The 19411-nt window shown below is 63.6% G+C and carries 16 protein-coding genes; 10 read left to right on the top strand and 6 right to left on the bottom strand.

Features of this window, described 5'->3' with window-relative positions; genetic code table 11:
* Positions 1-9 precede the first annotated feature (9 nt).
* Positions 10-945 carry a 50S ribosomal protein L11 methyltransferase gene (gene prmA, locus IC757_RS02935; protein ID WP_190975909.1) on the top strand — a complete coding sequence of 312 codons (936 nt, stop codon included), beginning with the start codon at positions 10-12 and terminating at the stop codon, positions 943-945.
* Between the two features lie 11 nt (positions 946-956).
* Here the strand turns inward: prmA and IC757_RS02930 are convergent, their stop codons facing one another.
* Positions 957-1832 carry a class I SAM-dependent methyltransferase gene (locus IC757_RS02930; protein WP_190975908.1) on the bottom strand — a complete coding sequence of 292 codons (876 nt, stop codon included), beginning with the start codon at positions 1830-1832 and terminating at the stop codon, positions 957-959.
* Positions 1833-1939: 107 nt separating this feature from the next.
* Here IC757_RS02930 and IC757_RS02925 point away from each other — a divergent pair, with 107 nt between their 5' ends.
* Positions 1940-3121: a class I SAM-dependent methyltransferase gene (locus tag IC757_RS02925; RefSeq protein WP_190975907.1), complete on the top strand. Its 1182-nt coding sequence runs from the start codon at positions 1940-1942 to the stop codon at positions 3119-3121.
* 7 nt (positions 3122-3128) lie between these two features.
* Here the strand turns inward: IC757_RS02925 and ppa are convergent, their stop codons facing one another.
* On the bottom strand, positions 3129-3662 hold the full coding sequence (gene ppa / locus IC757_RS02920; protein ID WP_190975906.1) for an inorganic diphosphatase: 534 nt from the start codon (positions 3660-3662) through the stop codon (positions 3129-3131).
* Between the two features lie 101 nt (positions 3663-3763).
* Entirely contained in the window at positions 3764-4270 is a 507-nt protein-coding gene (locus tag IC757_RS02915) for a hypothetical protein (RefSeq protein WP_190975905.1), read from the bottom strand.
* Between the two features lie 167 nt (positions 4271-4437).
* On the opposite strand from IC757_RS02915, the gene queD reads away from it, so the two are divergent.
* From queD to IC757_RS02880, 7 genes are all read left to right on the top strand, one after another.
* Positions 4438-4806 carry a 6-carboxytetrahydropterin synthase QueD gene (gene queD, locus IC757_RS02910; RefSeq protein ID WP_223846230.1) on the top strand — a complete coding sequence of 123 codons (369 nt, stop codon included), beginning with the start codon at positions 4438-4440 and terminating at the stop codon, positions 4804-4806.
* A 193-nt stretch (positions 4807-4999) separates the two neighbouring features.
* A complete protein-coding gene (locus tag IC757_RS02905; protein ID WP_190975903.1) occupies positions 5000-7036 on the top strand; it encodes a sodium-translocating pyrophosphatase in 2037 nt (678 codons plus the stop codon).
* 245 nt (positions 7037-7281) lie between these two features.
* Positions 7282-8028 carry a M48 family metallopeptidase gene (locus tag IC757_RS02900; protein ID WP_190975902.1) on the top strand — a complete coding sequence of 249 codons (747 nt, stop codon included), beginning with the start codon at positions 7282-7284 and terminating at the stop codon, positions 8026-8028.
* Positions 8029-8034: 6 nt separating this feature from the next.
* Positions 8035-9204 (top strand): dicarboxylate/amino acid:cation symporter, encoded by a 1170-nt coding sequence (locus IC757_RS02895; RefSeq protein ID WP_190975901.1) that lies wholly within the window; start codon positions 8035-8037, stop codon positions 9202-9204.
* 218 nt (positions 9205-9422) lie between these two features.
* Positions 9423-11330, top strand: coding sequence for an ATP-binding cassette domain-containing protein (locus IC757_RS02890; protein WP_190975900.1), 1908 nt, complete (start codon positions 9423-9425; stop codon positions 11328-11330).
* A gap of 65 nt (positions 11331-11395) precedes the next feature.
* Complete coding sequence (locus IC757_RS02885) at positions 11396-12652, top strand: exonuclease SbcCD subunit D (protein ID WP_190975899.1); 1257 nt, start codon at positions 11396-11398, stop codon at positions 12650-12652.
* Positions 12649-16116: an AAA family ATPase gene (locus tag IC757_RS02880; protein ID WP_190975898.1), complete on the top strand. Its 3468-nt coding sequence runs from the start codon at positions 12649-12651 to the stop codon at positions 16114-16116. The genes IC757_RS02885 and IC757_RS02880 overlap by 4 nt, the downstream gene beginning before the upstream one ends.
* A gap of 43 nt (positions 16117-16159) precedes the next feature.
* Here the strand turns inward: IC757_RS02880 and speD are convergent, their stop codons facing one another.
* Positions 16160-16951: an adenosylmethionine decarboxylase gene (gene speD, locus IC757_RS02875; protein ID WP_190975897.1), complete on the bottom strand. Its 792-nt coding sequence runs from the start codon at positions 16949-16951 to the stop codon at positions 16160-16162.
* A 267-nt stretch (positions 16952-17218) separates the two neighbouring features.
* On the opposite strand from speD, the gene crp reads away from it, so the two are divergent.
* Positions 17219-17887 (top strand): cAMP-activated global transcriptional regulator CRP, encoded by a 669-nt coding sequence (gene crp, locus IC757_RS02870; protein WP_223846229.1) that lies wholly within the window; start codon positions 17219-17221, stop codon positions 17885-17887.
* A gap of 20 nt (positions 17888-17907) precedes the next feature.
* Here crp and IC757_RS02865 read toward each other — a convergent pair whose 3' ends face one another.
* The gene (locus IC757_RS02865; RefSeq protein ID WP_190975896.1) at positions 17908-18438 is read right to left on the bottom strand and encodes an FHA domain-containing protein; all 531 of its coding nucleotides are present in this window, start codon (positions 18436-18438) and stop codon (positions 17908-17910) included.
* A 161-nt stretch (positions 18439-18599) separates the two neighbouring features.
* Entirely contained in the window at positions 18600-19397 is a 798-nt protein-coding gene (locus tag IC757_RS02860; RefSeq protein ID WP_190975895.1) for a PP2C family protein-serine/threonine phosphatase, read from the bottom strand.
* Positions 19398-19411: the final 14 nt, after the last annotated feature.

Here is a 19411-nt window from a genome sequence, read left to right as displayed (position 1 = left end):
AAACCAGCCATGAATCAGGCCACCGACGATGGCTGGATCCAGCTCACCATCCGGGTCGCTGCCGGAATGGCCGAGGCCGCCGAGGAGGAACTGTTTGCCTCTGGGGCGGCCTCGGTCACCCTGCTCGATGCCGCCGACCACCCGGTCCACGAACCGGATCCCGGTGAGACGCCGCTGTGGCCACAGGTGCTGGTGCGTGGTCTGTTCTCGCACGATCTCGACCGGGCCGCTATCAGCGAACGGCTGCACGGGGCCGGCCTGGTGCAATCGGCCGACGCCGTGGCCTTCGATACACTGGCCGACCAGGACTGGGAGCGAGCCTGGATGGACCGATTCCAGCCCATGCGATTCGGTCGCGACCTGTGGATCTGCCCCTGGCATATCGAGCCCGAACCGGACTGGCCGGTGGTCATCCGCCTCGATCCCGGCCTGGCCTTTGGCAGCGGCACGCACCCGACCACCGCCCTGTGCCTGGAGTGGATCGACCAGCAGGACTTCGGCGGAAAACAGGTTATAGACTACGGCTGTGGCTCGGGCATCCTGGCCATTGCCTGCGCGCTCAAGGGCGCCGAACGCGTGGTGGCCATCGATCACGATCCGCAGGCCCTGACCGCCACACTAGACAATGCCCGGCGCAACGGGGTCGCCCCACGCATCGTCACCGCGCTGCCCAACACCCCGGAGGCGGAGCAGGCGCTGGCCGAACGGGCCGGAGTCGTTGTCGCCAATATCCTGGCCGGTCCGTTGATCGAACTGTCTGCACGGCTTTGCGATGCCGTCGCACCCGCTGGCCAAATAGCGCTGTCGGGCATACTCGAAGCTCAGGCTGCGGACGTGGAGGCTCGCTACCGCGAACACCTGAGGCCGCAGCGGAAAGACCATCGGGAAGACTGGGTACTGCTCAGCTATTGTCGAGCTGGAAACGGCGGCTCATCGCCAGACTGAGTACCTGACGATCAGCCGTGCGGCCGGATGGCGATGGCGTCGTGACCGACCCAGAAAGCGCACTCCTCCCACAGCACCGGGTCCGTGCCCAAGGCCAGGCGAATCTGCTCGGCCACGACGCTGGCGGTCGCCAGGCTGGTGCCGTACTGGTTGGCTTCCAGCGACGGCGATTCGCTGCTGGGCAGGAAACTGTATCCGGTCTCATCAAACTCAACACCGAGCTGGTTTCGCAGCACATCCTCGTTGTGCACCGTGAAGATCAGCACCCCGCCAGGCGCCACCGCCCCGGCCCAGGCCTTCAGCCAGCGCCCCCAGACCTCGATTGGCAGATGGGTCAACAGAGACAGAACGAAGACCACTTCGTAACGGCGCGGGAACTCGATTTCTTCCGGCTCGAACGAGGAATAGAAGGCCTCGACGCCAAACTGTTCACGGGCGAATTCCATGGCCCCCGGCATGACGTCGGAACAGGCAACCTTTCCCGGCAGCACCTTGACCAGGTGCCGAGTGAAACGACCGTAACCGCTGGCAAACTCCAGAAAACTGGATACCCGGGTTAATGGCCGATCGAGCTTGTCCATCACCACCATCAGCTCGCTCAGGGTACGCCAACCGTCGGCCAGGTAGTCACGAATCGGATTGTGACTGTAGGGCCCGGTGCCGATAAAACGGAAAATATCGTCCCTGGGGTCAATCATGCAGTTGATGCGCATCCAGGCGCTGTAGCGGCGCGGGTCGTGCAGGCGTTCCAGCGCGTTGCTGGCTTCGAGATTGCCCGGGTCTCGCTCCAGCACGCTCATGTAGAGGCGTCCGGCCTCATCCGGGTCGTTTGATTCGAGCTCGCGGGCGCGCTGAATCTCGGCGCTGAATGCAGGTGCTTCACTCATGAACTGGTCTTTCCTCACCACGGTCTGGCCGGCGACCCGGGCGGGTGCCGGCGGGGCCGGCAATGGTATCATCCCGCGCCTGTCATTACCGGATGCCCTGCCGCGTCGTGAATACGGAAATCCCTGCCGAGCTGGTCCGAGAAGCCCGCCGCCAGCTCCAACTCCCGCAACTGGCCGCAACCCTGCGTCACCACCTTGGCGAACTGCCGCGTTCGGTCAGTGTCGACGAGATTGACACCGACCTTCACCCGCGCTGCCAGATGCTCTCCCACTCGCTCAGGCACCTCGGCGATGCCGGGCTGTCGGTTAGCCAGTACTTCGCCATTGCCCTGCAACAATTTCATGCTGCCGAGCAGATCATCCGTCATCATCCGGTCGGCCGCGATCAATTGAAATTTCTCGACTTTGCGTGCGGCTACGGCCGTCTGCTCAACTTCCTGGTCCATGCCCTGCCGCACGACAACATCCAGGCCGCCGAGATCATGCCGGAAGCCGTCAGTCACGTGCAACACCGTTGCGGCATTCGGGCCTGGCAGTCGACCGAAGCCCCGGAAGACTTTCAGCCCGATCAGCGCTACGACATGATCTGGGTCGCCTCGCTGTTCTCTCACCTGCCCGAAGAGCTGTTCGTGCGCTGGCTGAACCGGTTGCACGCTCTGCTCAGCGACGACGGCATCCTGTGCTTCACCGTCCATGACGAAGCGCTGCTGCCCGAGGACATGGAGCTACCCGATTCCGGCCTGCTCTATATCGAAGGCAGCGAGAATGCCGACCTCAGCCCGACCATCTATGGCACCAGTTTCGTCAACGAATGCTTCGTGCGCCGGGCACTGGAACAGGCCACCGGCCACGACCGGGCCTACCGGCGCTTTCCACGCCTGATTGCCTACGAGCAGGATGTCTACATGATCGGCCGCGACGGACGCCGGGTGCCGGACTCGATGACTGAGCTTCGCCACGGGTTGCGCGGCTGGGTCGACGGCTGCCGCATCCAGGCCGACGGCAACTTGCACCTGCACGGCTGGGCTGCCTCCATGGACGGCGACGTCATCGAGGGTGTCGAAATCAGTCTTGGCGAACAGTCACGCTTCATCACGACCGGCGAAGCACGCCCGGAAGTGGCAAGCGTGCTGGGAAAGCCTGAGCTGGCCCACTGCGGCTGGTCATGCGCCATGCCGCTGCCGGCAGGGGGCACGGAGCCCTACCTCACCGTCAGCGCTCGCGGCAGGCTGGACCCGCCGGCGCTGTTGTATGCCGGCCCGCTCGGCACACCGGGCGGTACTCGGTGAAGCTGGATCAACCGTTGTTCTTGAAGGCCTCGATGGACTTGAGGATTTCCTCGCGCGCGGCATCGGGACCGTGCCAGCCCAGCACCTCGACCCATTTGCCGTATTCCAGATCCTTGTAGTGGGTAAAGAAGTGGCGGATCTGGCGGCGGCTGAAGCGGGCCAGATCGTCGACCGAGGTGATGTCTTCGTGCAGCGGACTGACCTGTTCGACCGGCAGTGCGGCGATCTTGACATCGCGACCGGCCTCGTCGCTCATTTCCAGGAAACCGATCGGCCGGCAGCGGATAACCGAACCGGGCAGCAGGGGCACCCGGATCAACACCATCACATCAAGCGGATCTCCATCCTCGGCCAGAGTATTGGGGACAAAACCGTAGTTGCACGGGTACCGCATGGAAGTGGCGAGCAGGCGATTGACGAGAATCGCGCCGGTGTCCTTGTCCACCTCGTACTTGACGGGCGTTCCATCCAGGGGGATTTCGATGATGGCGTTGAAATCATCCGGCGGATTGACGCCGGGGGCGATGTCGTTGACTTTCATGCGCTTGGGTTCCGTGCTCGCGGTAAAAGCGCAATTATAGCGGGTCCCGGGCAGCGAGCACGGCCGATATGCCTGCGACTTTGGTCGCCTTCAACCAATCTTCAGGTAAATCGCCGTCGACGACGCATCATGGAGCGTCGCCGGGGGTTCTTGCCGGAATCATCCGATCGCCCTGATTGACTGCGCGAGTCCGTATTGCCCTTTTCGTCGCCGGCTGAAGACGCCGGCTCGGACGTTTCGCCGCCCGGTCCATCCGTCTGTTCGGCATCCTCGTCAGAGGCATCGGCAACGGGCTCGGGCTCGGGCTCGGGCTCCGGTTCCGGTTCCGGTTCCGGTTCCGGTTCGGGAGCATGCAGCAAGGACTGGCCGTCGGAGTCGATATCGACCACACTGTCAACGCCGCGGATACGCTCGAGTGTTTCGATCAATCCGTTGACATCCCCCACTTCACCCTCGGCATTCAATTCCACCTGCAGTTCTTCCCCTGCATCGGAATCGACAAAACGATGGGTCTGGAACTCAAGCCCGTTTCGAGCCAGCGACGATACCGCGGCGGCCAGGATCCCGGACTTTCGCTTCAAGGACAGCGTGACAACGACATCCGCCATTCAAGTCTCCCTTCAATACTAGTGGCAGTCGGTGAAGGCTCCCCCGAACAGACACCGACAGCCTCGCCCATGTGTCCGGGCCGAGGCCCGCGTCAGTATAACAGGCTGAATTGAATCAGTCGCAGGACACGCCCCACCCCCTCTCGGACCCGGCATGAAGCGATACAATGGCGTCCATGAAACTGTTCAAAGTCTTCCAGATCGAGGCGGCGCATTTCCTGCCGAATGTTCCCGCGGACCACAAATGCCGGCGCATGCACGGACACTCCTTCCGAGTCGAAGTCCATGTCGAAGGGCCGATTGACCCGCACACGGGCTGGGTCATGGACTTCGCGGAGCTCAAGCGTGCCTTCCAGCCCGTCTACGACCAGCTCGACCACCACTGCCTGAACGACATCGAGGGCCTGGAAAACCCGACCAGCGAGAACCTCGCCCGCTGGATCTGGCAACGCCTGCACCCCGACCTGCCCGGGCTGAGCCAGATCGTCGTCCAGGAAACCTGCACTTCGGGCTGTGTGTATGCCGGTGAGGGGTGAGACGGGGAGTTCTACCGCAGCCTGACGCCTGACCTCGCCCGCCTCCCGCCTATCATTTTACGTCTCCCTGGCGAATCGCTACAATTACTCGATTTTTCGAATCTGTTAGTGTGCGACCAACCGCACTGCCGAGTCGGATTCTCGAACAGTAAGCAGCCAGAAAAACACTCATACATATAAAGTGGGAGACAACATGAATCAAATGATGATCCCCCCGATTCTCGGGGTTGTGGGCCTGATCGTGGCCTTCATCATCTTCCGCATCGTGATGCGGTATCCGGTGATGGAGGGCAAGCCCGCCCAGATTGCCAAGCTCATCCAGCAGGGCGCGATGGCCTTCATGAAGCGTGAACTGATCCTGATCGGCATTTCGGTGGCGGTCATTTTCGTCGCGCTTGCCGTGTCAGACCTGGGTATCGAGACCGCGGTCTCGTTCCTGGTCGGGGCCATCTGCTCGGCGGCCGCCGGTTTCTTCGGCATGATGGCCACCACCCGCGCCAACGTGCGGACCACCACCGCGGCACATGACTTCGGTCAGGACAAGGCGCTGACCGTCTCGTTCTTCGGCGGCTCGGTCATGGGCCTGGTGCTGGCCTCGCTGGGCCTGGTCGGGCTCGGTTCGCTCTACCTGGTCTTCGGCACCGATCCGCAGACCGCGCACAATATCCACGGCTTTGCCATGGGTGCCGGTGTAGTCGCACTGTTCTATCGTGTCGGCGGCGGCATCTTCACCAAGTCGGCCGACGTCGGCGCCGACCTGGTCGGCAAGGTCGAGGCCGGCATTCCCGAAGACGACCCGCGCAACCCCGGCGTGATTGCCGATAACGTCGGTGACAATGTCGGCGACGTGGCCGGCATGGGCTCGGACCTGTTCGAATCCTACTGTGGCGCGATGATCGCCACCGTGGCCCTGGCCACCGTGATGGTGCTGCAGGCCGGCGGCGACGGCGCCATGGTCAACCTGGCCGGCACCGAGATTCCCGGCGCCAGCCTGATGAGCCTGCCGCTGCTGCTGGCCGCACTGGGCCTGGTCTGCTCGATAGCCGCGATTGTTATCGTGCGTCTGGCCTCCGGCAAGTCGCCGCAGGTGGCACTGCGCATCGGCACCTTCGCCGCCTCCATCGGCTTCGTCATCCTGGCCTACTTCCTGATGCAGGCCATCGATGTCGGTGCCAATGTCTGGTTCGCCACCCTGGTCGGCTCGGTCGGCGGCGTGATCATTGGCCTGTCGACCGAGTACTACACCTCGGGCAAGCCGGTGCGCGACATCGCCCGCTCCGGTGAAACCGGCTCGGCCACGGTCATCATTTCCGGCCTGTCGGTGGGCATGCAGTCAGTGGTCATTCCGATCCTGACCATCTGCGCCATGATCTTCATCGCCAACAGCCAGGCCGAACTCTACGGCGTCGGCATCGCCGCCGTGTCCATGCTGGCCACCGTCGGCTTCACCATGGCCATCGACGCCTACGGTCCGGTCGCCGACAACGCCGGCGGCATCGCCGAGATGGCCGGCCTGGGCGAGGACACCCGCAAGATCACCGACGGCCTGGACGTGCTCGGCAACACCACCGCGGCCATCGGCAAGGGCTTTGCCATCGGCGCCGCCGCGCTGGCCGCGCTGACGCTGATTACCGCCTACATCGCCGAGGTCAGCCACCGCCTGCCGGACTTCCAGCTCAACATCTCCAACCCGGATGTCCTGATCGGCATGTTCATTGGCGGCATCTTCCCCTTCCTGGTCTCCTCGATCACCATGACCGCGGTCGGCAACGCCGCCTTCGAAATGATCCAGGAAATCCGTCGCCAGTTCCGCGAAATCCCCGGCCTGCTAGAGGGCAAGGCCGAGCCGGATGCCGCGCGCTGTGTCGACATCGCCACCACCTCGGCCATCAAGCGCATGCTTCTGCCCGCCGCCCTGGCCGTGCTCGGCCCGGTCGTGGTCGGCTTCGGCATGGGCCCGGAAGCGCTGGGCGGCATGCTCGGCGGTGGCCTGCTGGGCTGTGTGCTGCTGGCGCTGACCATGGCCAACGCCGGCGGTGCCTGGGACAACGCCAAGAAGCACGTCGAGGAAGGACACTTCGGCGGCAAGGGCTCGGAAGCCCACAAGGCGAATGTGGTCGGCGACACCGTGGGTGACCCGCTCAAGGACACCTCGGGCCCGTCGATGAACATCCTCATCAACGTGATGGCCATCGTCAGCCTCGTGATCGCCCCGCTGTTGGGGAATTGACGGGGCGGGTAGCCGAAAGGCCTGCGCCATGATCGAGCAACGCGGCCCACTGGGTCGCGTTGTTGTTAAGAGCCGGTGACAGGTGACTGGTAACAGGTAATAGGGCGGGATAGTTGTCCGGCCTCGATCTGGGTGAGTGGCCAATGGCAGGGCCATGCAATTGGCCAGCACCCGCACAACAACGGATCAGACCTTCCCCACCTGTCACCTGTCACCTGTCACCTGTCACCTGTCACCTTCCATCCATGCCCATCCCCCACCAGATCCGCACCCACCCCCGCGCCAAGCACGTCCGGCTGCGTGTCGACCCGCACCACGGCGTGATCGTGACGGTGCCGCCGGGGTTTGATCATGCTCGTGTTCCGGGGCTGTTGGCCGAGCGATCGGACTGGCTGGAGAAGGTGCAGCAGCGGCTTGAGTTGCAGCGTGCCGAACTGGATACGGCAGTGTGCGGCAAACGGCCGGAGCGGGTCGAGCTTTCGGCGTTCGGCGAGACATGGGCGGTGCACTATCGCAACACCGGCGGGTCACGAGCCCGGCTGATCCGCCACGACGGGCGGCTGGAGATTCTGTTGCCCGAAGTCCCGGATCACAATCTGCTTGATGCACTGGCCAGTGCCGCCCTGCGTCGCTGGCTGATGGCGCGGGCACGGGACCTGCTCGTACCCGAGACCCGCCGACTGGCAGAGCAGCATGGCTTCCGCATCGGTCGCATCACCATTCGCAACCAGCGCAGCCGCTGGGGCAGTTGCTCGGCCCAGGGCAATATTTCGCTCAACGCCAGGCTCCTGTTATGCTCTCCGCCGGCCTGCCGCTACGTCTTGCTGCACGAGCTGGCGCATACCGAGCACCTCGACCACTCGCCGGCCTTCTGGCAACGGGTTGCCGAACTGGTGCCGGATCACCGAGACTGTAGCGCTGAACTGCGCTCGGCCTGGCGACGGCTGCCAGCGTGGGTTCAGGCCACCGACAACAACCAGAACCACGGGTAGATTTCGATGAAACTGATTCTGAAATTGATTGCCGGCATCGTCCTCGGCATTCTTATCGGCCTGTTCGCCCCGGCCTGGATCACACAGACGCTGCTGACCTTCCGCGACCTGTTCGGTCAGTTGCTGTTTTTCACCATTCCGCTGCTGATCCTGTTTTTCATCACCAGCGGGATTGCGGGACTGCCCAGAGACTCGGGGGTCTTGCTCGGTCGAACGCTGGGCACGGCCTATCTGTCGACCATCCTGGCCGGTACGCTGGCCTTCCTGGTCGCCGCCGTGGTCGTGCCGATGCTGGCCTCCGGGGCGGGCGCCACGCCGCCACCGGAGGGCGAAGCGCTGGAAGCCTTCTTCGAGATCGAGATCCCGCCGCTGTTCGGCATCATGACCGCGCTGGCCACCGCCTTCATATTCGGCCTGGGCATCACGGCGACCGACTCGCATCAGCTCAAGACCCTGTTTGACCAGGGCCGCGATGTCATCTCCAAGCTGCTGGTCGCGGTGATCATTCCGCTGCTGCCCTTCTACATCGCCGGCGTGTTCGCCGAGCTGGCCGCGGCCGGCACGGTGTTCGAAACGCTGCAGACCTTCGGTGTCGTGCTGCTGCTGTCCATCGCCTTGCACTGGGCGTGGATCGTGACCCTGTTCGTCGTCGCCGGGCTGCAGGCCGGGCGCTCGCCCCTCAGCCTGATCCGCAACATGCTGCCGGCCTATTTCACCGCCCTGGGCACCATGTCCAGTGCCGCCACCATTCCGGTCACGCTGCAATCGACGCGCAACAACGGCGTCAAGCGCGAGGTCTCGAGCTTCACCGTGCCATTGTGTGCCACCACCCACCTGGCCGGCTCCACCATCACCATCGTCGCCTGCACGGTGGCCGTAATGGTGCTGCACGACGCCCTGGCCATGCCTACGCTGTGGGACATGATTCCCTTCATCCTGATGCTCGGCATCGTCATGCTGGCCGCACCGGGCGTGCCGGGTGGCGCGGTCATGTCGGCCATTGCCCTGCTGACCTCCATGCTGGGCTTCGGCGAGAGTGCGGTAGCCCTGATGATCGCCCTGTACATGGCCCAGGACAGCTTCGGTACCGCGGCCAACGTCACCGGCGACGGCGCGATCGCGGTGATGATCGACGAGGCTGCGGGGGATCAGACTCCAGGCCCGAAGTCGAGCTGACTCGGCGGCGCCCAATCCAATGGCTTCGCCGGAATCGAAGCCCGAAACGGAAAACGGGTGAACGGAAAAACGGGGCGGCAAGTCGGCTTTTTCATCGCAAGGTGGCCAAAGGCGGACATCCGGCCTTTGGCCACCCATTTCCCGGATGATGGCGCATCGTACTCACTCCTTTTACCTTTCACCCTTCACCTTTCACCTTTTACCTTTGACCTCGAAAGATGATCCAACTATCCAGCATCACCCTGCGCCATGGCCCCGAGCCGCTGCTCGAGGAGACCTCGGCCACCGTCTACCCGGGCCACAAGGTCGGGCTGATCGGCGCCAATGGCAGTGGCAAGACCAGTCTGTTCAACCTGCTGCTGGGGCGGCTGAGCGTGGATGCCGGCGAGGTCTCCATTCCGGAGGACTGGACGCTGGCGCACATGGCGCAGGAAATCACCGAGCTGGACCGGCCTGCCATCGAGTATGTCATCGATGGTGATGAGCGGCTGCGCTCGGTCGAGCGCGAGGCCGAGGCGGCCGAAACCCGTGGAGATGGTGAAGCAATCGGGATGGCCCACACCCGCCTGAGCGATGTCGGCGGCTACACGGCCCGAGCGCGTGCCGGCAGCCTGCTGTCCGGGCTGGGCTTTGCCGCGGATTCTCACGAGAACCCGGTCGGCAGCTTCTCCGGCGGATGGCGCATCCGCCTGAGCCTGGCGCGTGCCCTGATGAGCCCGTCAGACCTGCTGCTGCTCGACGAACCCACCAACCACCTCGACATGGAGACCGTGGTCTGGCTGGAAGACTGGCTCAAGCGCTACAACGGCACCCTGGTGCTGATCTCGCATGACCGCGATTTCATCGATGCGGTCGTCGAATCGGTGATTCATATCGAGAACCGCAAGCTCAACAGCTACACCGGCGGCTACAGCGATTTCGAACGCCAGCGCGCCGAGCGCCTGGCCAACCAGCAGGCCACGTTCGAGAAACAGCAGCGCCAGATCGCCCACATGCAGAAGTTCATCGACCGCTTCCGCGCCAAGGCAACCAAGGCCAAGGCGGCCCAGAGCCGCATCAAGGCGATCGAGCGCATGGAACAGGTCGCCCCGGCCCATGCCGACTCACCCTTCGACTTCGCTTTTCCCGAGCCGCCGCGAGCGGCCAACCCGCTGATCAACCTGCGCGAGGTCCGACTGGGTTACGGGCCGACCGTCGTGCTCGACCGCGTATCGATCAGCCTCGCGCCCGGCGACCGGATCGGCCTGCTGGGTCTCAACGGTGCAGGCAAGTCCACCCTGGTCCGCGCCCTGGCCGGCGACCTCGAACCGCTAGCCGGCAGCATGACCACGGCTCGCGGCCTGAAGACCGGCTACTTTGCCCAGCACCAGATCGAACAACTCGATGCCGAAGCCGGCCCGCTGCTGCACCTGCAGCGCCTGGCGCCGGAAGCGCCGGAGCAGAAGCTGCGCGACTTTCTTGGTGGCTTCGACTTTCGCGGCGACATGGCCACCGATCCGGTCGGCCACTTCTCCGGCGGCGAGAAGGCCCGGCTTGTACTGGCCATGCTGGTCTGGCAGGGGCCCAACCTGCTGCTGCTTGACGAGCCCACCAACCACCTGGACCTGGAAATGCGCCATGCCCTGACCCTGGCGCTGCAGGGCTTTGAAGGTGCCGTCATCACCGTCTCCCATGATCGTCATCTGCTCAGAAACACGGTCGAGGATTTCTGGCTGATCGCCCACGGCTCGGTCACGCCGTTCAAGGGCGACCTGGACGACTACCGCCGCTGGCTGGCTGAACAGCAGCGTGGCCAATCCGCCACAGCCACCTCATCCGACAGCGCAGGCCAGCACAGCAAGGCGGCGCGCAAGGATCGTAAGCGCGAACAGGCCGAGCATCGCGCGCGCATCAAGCCCCTCAGGAACAAAGTCGACAAACTCAGTGCATTGATGGAGCGCACCAGTGACGAATTGAACGACATTGAGCAGCAGCTTGCCGACCCCGCCCTGTACGAATCCGGTGGCCAGGAAGCATTTCAGGAGCTGCTGGCGCGGCAGGCCGCTTTGCGCAGTGAGCTCGAGCGCCTGGAATCGGAATGGCTGGAAGTTGCCGAGGCACTCGAGTCGGCCGAGAATCCAGACTGAATGTGGCTTGTTCATGCATCGCCGATCCAGTATGTTGATCGCCGAACCCCGAATGTCCTGAACGCATGACCACCCTGCTTGCCATTGGTGACCTGCACCTCGGCCGCCCGCCCGCGGCACTCCCCGAAGAACTGACCGGTCGTTGTAGTCAGCTCGGGCCGGAGGCGGCCTGGCAGGCAGCGATCAGGGAAGCAGTCGAGCGCGAGGTCGACGGTGTCCTGCTGGCCGGAGATGTTGTCGACCGCAGTCGCGACTTTCTGGTCGCTTACGGTCATCTCAAGACGGGCATTGAACAGCTGGCCGACGCCGGGATTCCCATAGTGGCTGTTGCCGGCAACCATGACACCCATGTACTGCCCCGGCTGGCCGGCGAGATCGAGGAGCTGCACCTGCTCGGTCAGGGTGGACAGTGGGAAACAACCCGGGTCGGCAGCCTGAGCATACTGGGCTGGTCATTCCCGCAACCACGCTTTCGCAAAAGTCCGCTGGAGTCACTGGACAAAGCCGATCGCGAAGTCACCACGATCGGCCTGCTGCATTGCGACCGCGATGCCACCGACAGCCACCATGCCCCGGTGTCATCTGCAGCGCTGCAGGATGCACCGGTCGATGCCTGGATGCTGGGCCACATCCATCGTCCCGATGCGCTGGACGGGAACCGGCCCATCGGCTACCTGGGATCCGTTACTGCCCTGCGCGCATCGGAGATCGGCCCAAGAGGGCCGTGGCTGGTCGAGACGACCTCCTCCGGCCTCAGTGCCCGCCACCTGCCACTGGCGCCCCTGCGCTACGAAACACTGGAAATTGACTGCACCGAACTGAAACAGGCTGAACACCTGGGTGAAAGGGTTTTGGCGGAATGCCGCACCCTGGTGGCCAGACTCTGCGAGCAGCCGTTTCAGCCGCAGGCACTGGGCCTGCGGCTGCGCCTGACCGGCCGCAGCGAATGGACATCCGCACTGCAGGAAATCGCCCGCGAGCTGGAGTCCGATGGGCGTGCCTGGGAAGAATCGGGCATTGCCTGCTTTGTCCATCGCATTGAGGTCGCTACCACCCCCGCGGTCAATCTTGCCAGGCTGGCCCGCCAGTCGGACCCCTGCGGACTGCTGGCACGCCGCCTGATCGCGCTGGAAGACCCCGACAGCGAGGAGTACCGGCGTCTGATCGCGATGGGTCGCGATTCGCTCGACGCCCTGGCGGGTGCGCGCGAGTTTCGCCAACTGGAACGCAAGCTCGACGACGCAGCGGTGGCGCGCTGGTTGCTGAATGCCGGCCGGATTGCACTGGACCGGCTGCTTGAACAGCGCGGTGACCGGCCATGAAGCTGGAGCAACTCGAGATCATTCATCTGCCGGGGCTGGAGGAAGGATTCACGATCGACTTCGGCCCCGACGCGGTGAACTTCATCACCGGCCCCAATGCTTCCGGAAAATCCAGCCTGATTCGGGCCGTGCGTGCCTTGCTCTACCCGGACCAGTACCCGGAGTTCTGCCATCTTCGCGGCCGCTGGAAGACTACCGACAGAACGCTGGAATGCGAACGACATGGCAGCGCCGTGACCTGGCTGGAGAATCATGAACCGGCGCCACCCCCGCGCCTGCCGGGCATCGAGAGTCTTGGCGCCTACCTGGTCAGTTCCGAAAGCCTGGTCGACTTGGGCACCACCGATGCCCATATCGCCGCCCAGGTTCGCACCATGCTTGCCGGTGGCTACGATCTAGACGCCCTGCTGGCAACCCCACCGCTGGAGACCCCGGCCCGGCCGCAGAAAAAGGCACGCGAGTATTCGGATCTGCAACAGCAGATTCGATCCAAGGAAGATGAGTACGCGTCCCTGCGCGAAGAGCTCGACACCCTCGGCCAGCTTCAGCAGGACCTTGCACAAACTGCCGACGCCGCCCATCGCCTGCGCGCCTGCGAAGAGGCCATCGCCCTGGCCGAAGCGATTGCCCGGCGAACCGCGCTGGAACACACCCTGATTGAGGAGTATCCGGGGGGTATGGACCGACTGCGTGGCGATGAGCTGACTCGACTGGACCAGGTCGAAACCCAGCTTGAAGAGAGACGCAAGGAACGCGATCTTGCCCACCGCAGCCTGCAAACCGCAGAGGCGAAACTCAGCGAAAGCGGCACCACCGATCCGCACGAGCTCGAGGCCCTGCAATCCGACCTGGCCGCGCAACGTGACCGACTGGCCCGCCTCGAGAGCCGTATCGACGAGCAGCGCGCGGCCATGGAACAGGCCCGGCGCGACCAGGCCATGGCCGCGCGTCGTCTGGGCGAAACACCGGCCGATGATGCGCCGGTGCCGGATGCCGATAGCCTCGAGCGTTTCGAGCGGCTGGTCGATCGCCAGCTAAACCTGCGCGAAAAGGTCCGCGCACTGTCCGGCGAGCTGGCCAGACACCATGTTCCTGCAACCGCCAAGGGCCATTCCGACGAGCGCCTCCGCCGTGGTCGGCAGGCACTGATCCAATGGCTGGAGTTCTGCCGCCTGTCGCCGCTGGAAGGCTGGCTTTGGGGAGGGCTGGGAGCGGCCGGCCTGATGGCAACCTGGCGCGTGCTTGGCCCGCGAGAACTCGAAGCCGCACCCGAACTCATCCTGCTGATTCTGCTGGCCGTGGGCGTACCAGCCGGCCTGTTGTGGCGTTTCATCGAACGCTATCGAAGGCTTGGCCGATCAAGGACCGACTTCGAAGCCACCGACCTGGAAGCTCCGCTGGGCTGGACAGAGAGCGAGGTCGAGTCGCGACTGGAGCGGCTTGAACAGGAGCTGCAGTCGGCCAGCCTGGTCAACGCCCGACAGGAGCGGGCCACCGAGGTTCGCGAGCAGCTCAACCAGGAACGGGACAACCTGGAAAAGGCGCGCGAGCAACTGACAGAGGAAGCCGGGAAGCTGGGACTGAGCCCCGAGAATCGCATGGAAACCGGATTTCTACTGTGGTGCCGGTACCTGCACGACTGGCAGCAGGCCGGTCGCGGTCTGGACCAGGCCCGGCGCGCACTGGAGCAGGCACTGGAGCAACACCGCAATGAAGCGGCCGCGGCCCGGGAGCTGATTGAGCAGCATGGATTGAAACCGGAAGGCACGGACACCAGTCGTGAATTATCGGGATTACTGCACCGACTGACACCGCGCATGCGCGCCCAGTCCGAACTGATCAATGAGCAGCGCCAGCAACAGCGACGCATCGAGGAGCTGGACGCCGACATTGAGCGACTGACCCGGCAGCACCGGGCCATCTACGAACAGGCCGGACTGGAACACGATGCACGCGACACGCTGCTCCACCGCATTGAACACTTCGAGAAATGGCGCAGCCTGGAGCAGCAGCGCAGCGACAGTTCCCTTGAAGTCAGGCGGCTGGAGAAGCGCCTGCAGGCAGAACCGGATCTGCTCGAACTGGCCCGCGACCAGGAGCGCGATCAACTGGAACAGCAACGCGCCGAACTGGCCGAGCAGGCCACCCGCCGCGACGAACTCAATCAGCGCATTGCCGCGATCAAGACCCGCCACGAGGAGACACTCAAGCGCCGTGACCTGGAGCAAATGACCGGTCAACTGGAACGTCAGCGCGAAGACCTGGAATCGGAACTTGATGGCCAGCTCCTGGCCCGCGCCGGGCAGCTCCTGGTGGCCGATGTACGCGCTACTCACCAGGCCGATAACGAACCGGCCACCCTGGCACGTGCCGGACGCTGGTTCGGACAGTTCACCCGTCATCGCTACCAGCTGCACTTCAATGGCCAACGCTTCGAGGCCTACGACACCCGAGCCGATCGCCAGCGCACCATACCGCAGCTATCGACCGCGACCCGCATGCAACTGCTGCTTGCCCTGCGGCTGGCCTGGATCGAACAGGCCGAGCTCGACAGCGAACCACTGCCGGTATTCATGGACGAAGTGCTGACGACTTCCGACCCCGATCGCTACCAGCTCGTGGTCGAAGCCGTTCAGGACATCGCCAGGGACGGCCGGCAGATGTTCTACCTGACGGCCCAAAGCGACGAAGCCACTGCCTGGGCGGCCTGGGCCGGCGAAGGCCCATCCCCCCTGGTGATCGATCTTGCCGAGGTCCGGCGCAACCAGGTGCCGGCGTTGCAGACCAGGATGCCGAAAAGCGAGACCCGCCGTCGCTCGATTCCCGACCCTGGCGACACCCCCCCGGAACAATGGGCCCGGGAATGCGGTGTGGGGGCCATCAACCCATGGGCCGGCAGCGGTCAGCTCCACCTGTTCCACCTGCTGCGCGACCGCCTGGAGCTGGCCACGCGCCTGATGCGGGGCGAACTTGAACGCGTCGGCGAGCTGGGTGCCTACCTGGATGCCGACGTGAACGACCAACTGCTCGATCCGACCGAGCGTCGCCTTCTGGAACTGCGCTGCCGCGGCGCCGCACTGGTGATCGAGGACTGGCAATCGCGACACGCCCGACCGGTTGACGGTGCCGCACTCCAGGCTTGCGGCTTGATCAGCGAGACCTTCCTGCCGCGGGTGGTAGAACTGGCCGAAAAACTCGGCGGGCACCCGGGACACCTTGTTGACGCCCTGAAAGACGGACAGATCAGCCGTTTCCGATCAGATGTCACCGAACAGCTCGAGCAGTGGCTGGCCGACTGTGGTTACCTGCCCGACAGCAGACAGGCAACACCCATCACCGCCGCGGAACTGGCCAGCCGCACCGGCATGGACGTCGAAGAAGCCGCCACCCTGCGCGACTGGATCATCAGCGCCATCAACGACCCGTTGGCCGCACGTCCGACCGAGGAGACGGCGGAGGACTGAGGGGCGCTTGTGCGGTTTCCGGTTCCCGGAAACTCCTTTCACCTTACATATTCCGCCCATAAAACAACTCCTGCATCTCCTTGCGCAGACGCTTTTCGATGCGTGCCCGCTCGCGTCGGTCGATCTCCTCGGCATTGATGCCGAACAGGTAGTTGTCGAGGTCGAAATCCTTCAGGCGCATCTTGGTGTGGAACAGGTTTTCCTGATACACATTCACGTCGATCATCTCGTAGGCCTTCTTGGTATCGCGGCTGAAGTAGTCCTGAATCGAGGTGATCTTGTGGTCGATGAAGTGCTTCTTGCCGCGCACGTCCCGGGTGAACCCGCGCACCCGGTAATCCACAGTCACGATATCGGACTCGAAGCTGTGAATGAGGTAGTTGAGTGCCTTGAGCGGTGAAATCACACCGCAGGTGGCCACATCGATATCCGCCCGGAACGTGCAGATGCCGTCATGCGGATGGCTTTCCGGATAGGTATGCACGGTAATATGGCTTTTGTCGAGATGCCCGACCACGCTTTCGGGCAACGGACCCGGGGCAGCCGTGCCAATCTCCTCGTCACCCTCGACCGGCTCCTCGGCAATCAGAATGGTGACACTGGCGCCCTGGGGCTCGTAGTCCTGGCGCGCAACGTTGAGGATATTGGCACCGATGATGGTCGAGACATCGGTCAGGATCTGGGTCAGGCGCTCGGCGTTGTAGGCCTCGTCGATATAAGCAATGTACTCCCGGCGCTGACTTTCCGAAGTGGCATAGCACAGGTCGTAGATATTGAAGCTGAGAGCCTTGGTCAGATTATTGAAACCGTGAAGCTTGATTCGCCGTGAAGCCATGATTGAGGGGACCGGATTGTTGAGATGGAAATTCAGGTGGCGAATTATCAACCATCGAGCCCCCTCGTTTCCACCCGTGTACCGGCACGGTCACAATCCAGGCCGGCGGGCAATCTCCGGCTGAAACCGTGATCGGCAGAGCCCCGAGGGCTGCGATGTTTGACGAAACCTGCCCCAGGCGGCAGAATTGAGTGGCTCGTCACGCTTGCACCCGGCGTATGCGAGCCAGAATCATTCCAACAACCAACCAGTCAGAGTCGGAACAGCATGCGCGACTTTCAGTTCTATCCCATCGACCGTGAAGCGATGGATCGCTTTCTGAGCATCTGCCAGCGGCAGCATTTTCCAGCCAAGTCCACCATCATGCGACCCGGTGACTCGGGCGAAACCCTTCTTTACCTCGTCGAGGGATCAGTCTCGGTATCAACGGAAGGTGAAGACGGCCGGGAGCTCATCCTGAGCTATCTCAACCCCGGGGACTTCATTGGCGAGATGGGCCTGTTCATGAAGCCCAATCAACGCGAATCGCTGGTTCGCACCCGCACGCGCTGCGAAGTGGCCGAGGTGTCATACATACGGCTGCGCGAGGCCCTGGACAACGAATTGCGTGAGTACGCGGTCGATATCCTCACCGCCATCGGCTCAAAACTGGCCCAGCGCCTGCTGCACACACGCCGCAAGGTCTATCACCTCGCGTTCCTCGACACTCAGGGTCGTATTGCCAAGACACTGATCGACCTGTGCTCCGAGCCCGATGCCATTTCGCATCCGGAAGGCACCCAGATCAAGATCACCCGCCAGGAACTCAGTCGCATTGTCGGCTGTTCCCGTGAAATGGCCGGGCGCGTCATGAAAAACCTCGAAGACGAAGGCATGATTCGCGCTTCGGGCAAGACGGTCGTCGTTCTGGGCACGTTCAAGGGCCCGCCGGCCTGAACCGGGGGCCAAAAGGGGCTTCAGAGCAGCAGAAAGACTACAGCCAGTCCGATGATCGCGGCCGCTGCGACCGCGAGTGGCCACCAACTCTTGAAGTTCCGCTGACCACCGCTGCCAATTCGGTGGTCAGCATCGTGAAACACGAACTCCGCCCGACCAAAGCGGACATGATCACCATCCTTGATGGCGGCATTGGAAATCTTGCGATCGTTGACGAACGTCCCGTTTGTCGACAGCAGGTTCACCACCCGCCAGCCATCGTCATCACGCACCAGACGGGCGTGTTCGGACGACACACTGGCCTCCTCGATACGAATTCCGCAATCCGGTGAACGCCCGACCACCATCGTATTGCCGGCCAGTGCATAGGACTGCCCATGAACCGACTCGCTGACCCCGCGCAACTCAGCGCCATCGGCCTGATCCGTATCGGATACCGCCTCGTCCAGCAGCTTGCCGACTTCCTCGCGGCTGAACACCTGGGTCCCTTGCGGCCCCGCGTCACGCTGGTGTCGCGGCCTGCGTTTCGACTCCTGTTCCTTGCTGCTCATATTCTTCACCTCATTAGTGGCTCGGCATCCCGAACCGATCCGCCGTACTTGCACTGTGCGCAGTTCGACCGGACAGGAAGACCTGCACGGGAGTTCGGGACCCACAGGATGATTCTATACACCGACACCCCCTGAGCACCAGAGCACGGCGCCAATTCGTTTCAGTTTCCCTCGCCGCGACGAAACGGCCATAACCAGCGCCCCTTGCGACCGCCGGAAACTTTCGGAGGACCCACCAGCACCAGCGAGACATTGTCATGCGCACCAGCTGCCAGGGCTCGATCCAGCAGGCTGCCGGCTATATCCTTCAGCCCGACGCCATCTTTCAGCACCTGGCAGATTTCCTCATCGCTCAGCTCACCACTCAGGCCATCAGAACACAGAATCAGCAACTCTTCGGACTGCCAGCTTCTAACCAACTGCCCCAGGCGAGGCTCCTCGTCACCGGCCAGACCAAGGCAGTCGGTCAGCACGTGGCGCTGAGGGTGACAGGCGGCTTCGGCGGGGCTCAGGGCGCCCGAGGCGACCAGCATGCCGGCGACGTTGTGATCGGCCGTGAGCATGTCGAGCCGATGCTCGGTCCGCGAGTAGCTGTAGGCGCGGCTGTCGCCCACCCAGCAGATCTCGCAATCGCGCCCTTCGAGTTCCCTCGCGGCAACTATGGTCGTCCCCATGTCGCCCACATCGGGCTGATCGCGCTGCTCGGCACGCACTGCATAATGCGCAGCCATCACGGCATCATCCAGCCCGGCGCCGGACTGCACCTGCTGCCGGATCGTGTCACGAGCGATGGTACTGGCGCGGGCTCCACCAGCGTGCCCTCCCATGCCGTCGGCCACGAGCCATAATCCCAACTCGTCATCGGCCAGGATGGCATCCTGATTTTCTCCCCTGACACGGCCGATATCCGTCAATCCAACCGAGCGCGTGCCTTCAGGTGCTGGCGATACAGTGCTCATCTTATCTATATAGC

Origin of the sequence: Wenzhouxiangella sp. AB-CW3, from assembly GCF_014725735.1 — a bacterium.
In the GTDB taxonomy this organism is placed as follows: domain Bacteria; phylum Pseudomonadota; class Gammaproteobacteria; order Xanthomonadales; family Wenzhouxiangellaceae; genus Wenzhouxiangella.
This window is presented reverse-complemented; position numbering and strand designations above follow the sequence as displayed.

Bases quoted from the DNA above. Each gene is read 5' to 3' on its own strand.
- IC757_RS02895 (WP_190975901.1), top strand. From the start codon at position 8,035: ATGAAACTGATTCTGAAATTGATTGCCGGCATCGTCCTCGGCATTCTT.
- prmA (WP_190975909.1), top strand. From the start codon at position 10: ATGAATCAGGCCACCGACGATGGCTGGATCCAGCTCACCATCCGGGTC.
- crp (WP_223846229.1), top strand. From the start codon at position 17,219: ATGCGCGACTTTCAGTTCTATCCCATCGACCGTGAAGCGATGGATCGC.
- IC757_RS02915 (WP_190975905.1), bottom strand. From the start codon at position 4,270: ATGGCGGATGTCGTTGTCACGCTGTCCTTGAAGCGAAAGTCCGGGATC.
- IC757_RS02905 (WP_190975903.1), top strand. From the start codon at position 5,000: ATGAATCAAATGATGATCCCCCCGATTCTCGGGGTTGTGGGCCTGATC.
- IC757_RS02890 (WP_190975900.1), top strand. From the start codon at position 9,423: ATGATCCAACTATCCAGCATCACCCTGCGCCATGGCCCCGAGCCGCTG.
- IC757_RS02885 (WP_190975899.1), top strand. From the start codon at position 11,396: ATGACCACCCTGCTTGCCATTGGTGACCTGCACCTCGGCCGCCCGCCC.
- IC757_RS02880 (WP_190975898.1), top strand. From the start codon at position 12,649: ATGAAGCTGGAGCAACTCGAGATCATTCATCTGCCGGGGCTGGAGGAA.
- queD (WP_223846230.1), top strand. From the start codon at position 4,438: ATGGCGTCCATGAAACTGTTCAAAGTCTTCCAGATCGAGGCGGCGCAT.
- speD (WP_190975897.1), bottom strand. From the start codon at position 16,951: ATGGCTTCACGGCGAATCAAGCTTCACGGTTTCAATAATCTGACCAAG.
- ppa (WP_190975906.1), bottom strand. From the start codon at position 3,662: ATGAAAGTCAACGACATCGCCCCCGGCGTCAATCCGCCGGATGATTTC.
- IC757_RS02900 (WP_190975902.1), top strand. From the start codon at position 7,282: ATGCCCATCCCCCACCAGATCCGCACCCACCCCCGCGCCAAGCACGTC.
- IC757_RS02930 (WP_190975908.1), bottom strand. From the start codon at position 1,832: ATGAGTGAAGCACCTGCATTCAGCGCCGAGATTCAGCGCGCCCGCGAG.
- IC757_RS02865 (WP_190975896.1), bottom strand. From the start codon at position 18,438: ATGAGCAGCAAGGAACAGGAGTCGAAACGCAGGCCGCGACACCAGCGT.
- IC757_RS02860 (WP_190975895.1), bottom strand. From the start codon at position 19,397: ATGAGCACTGTATCGCCAGCACCTGAAGGCACGCGCTCGGTTGGATTG.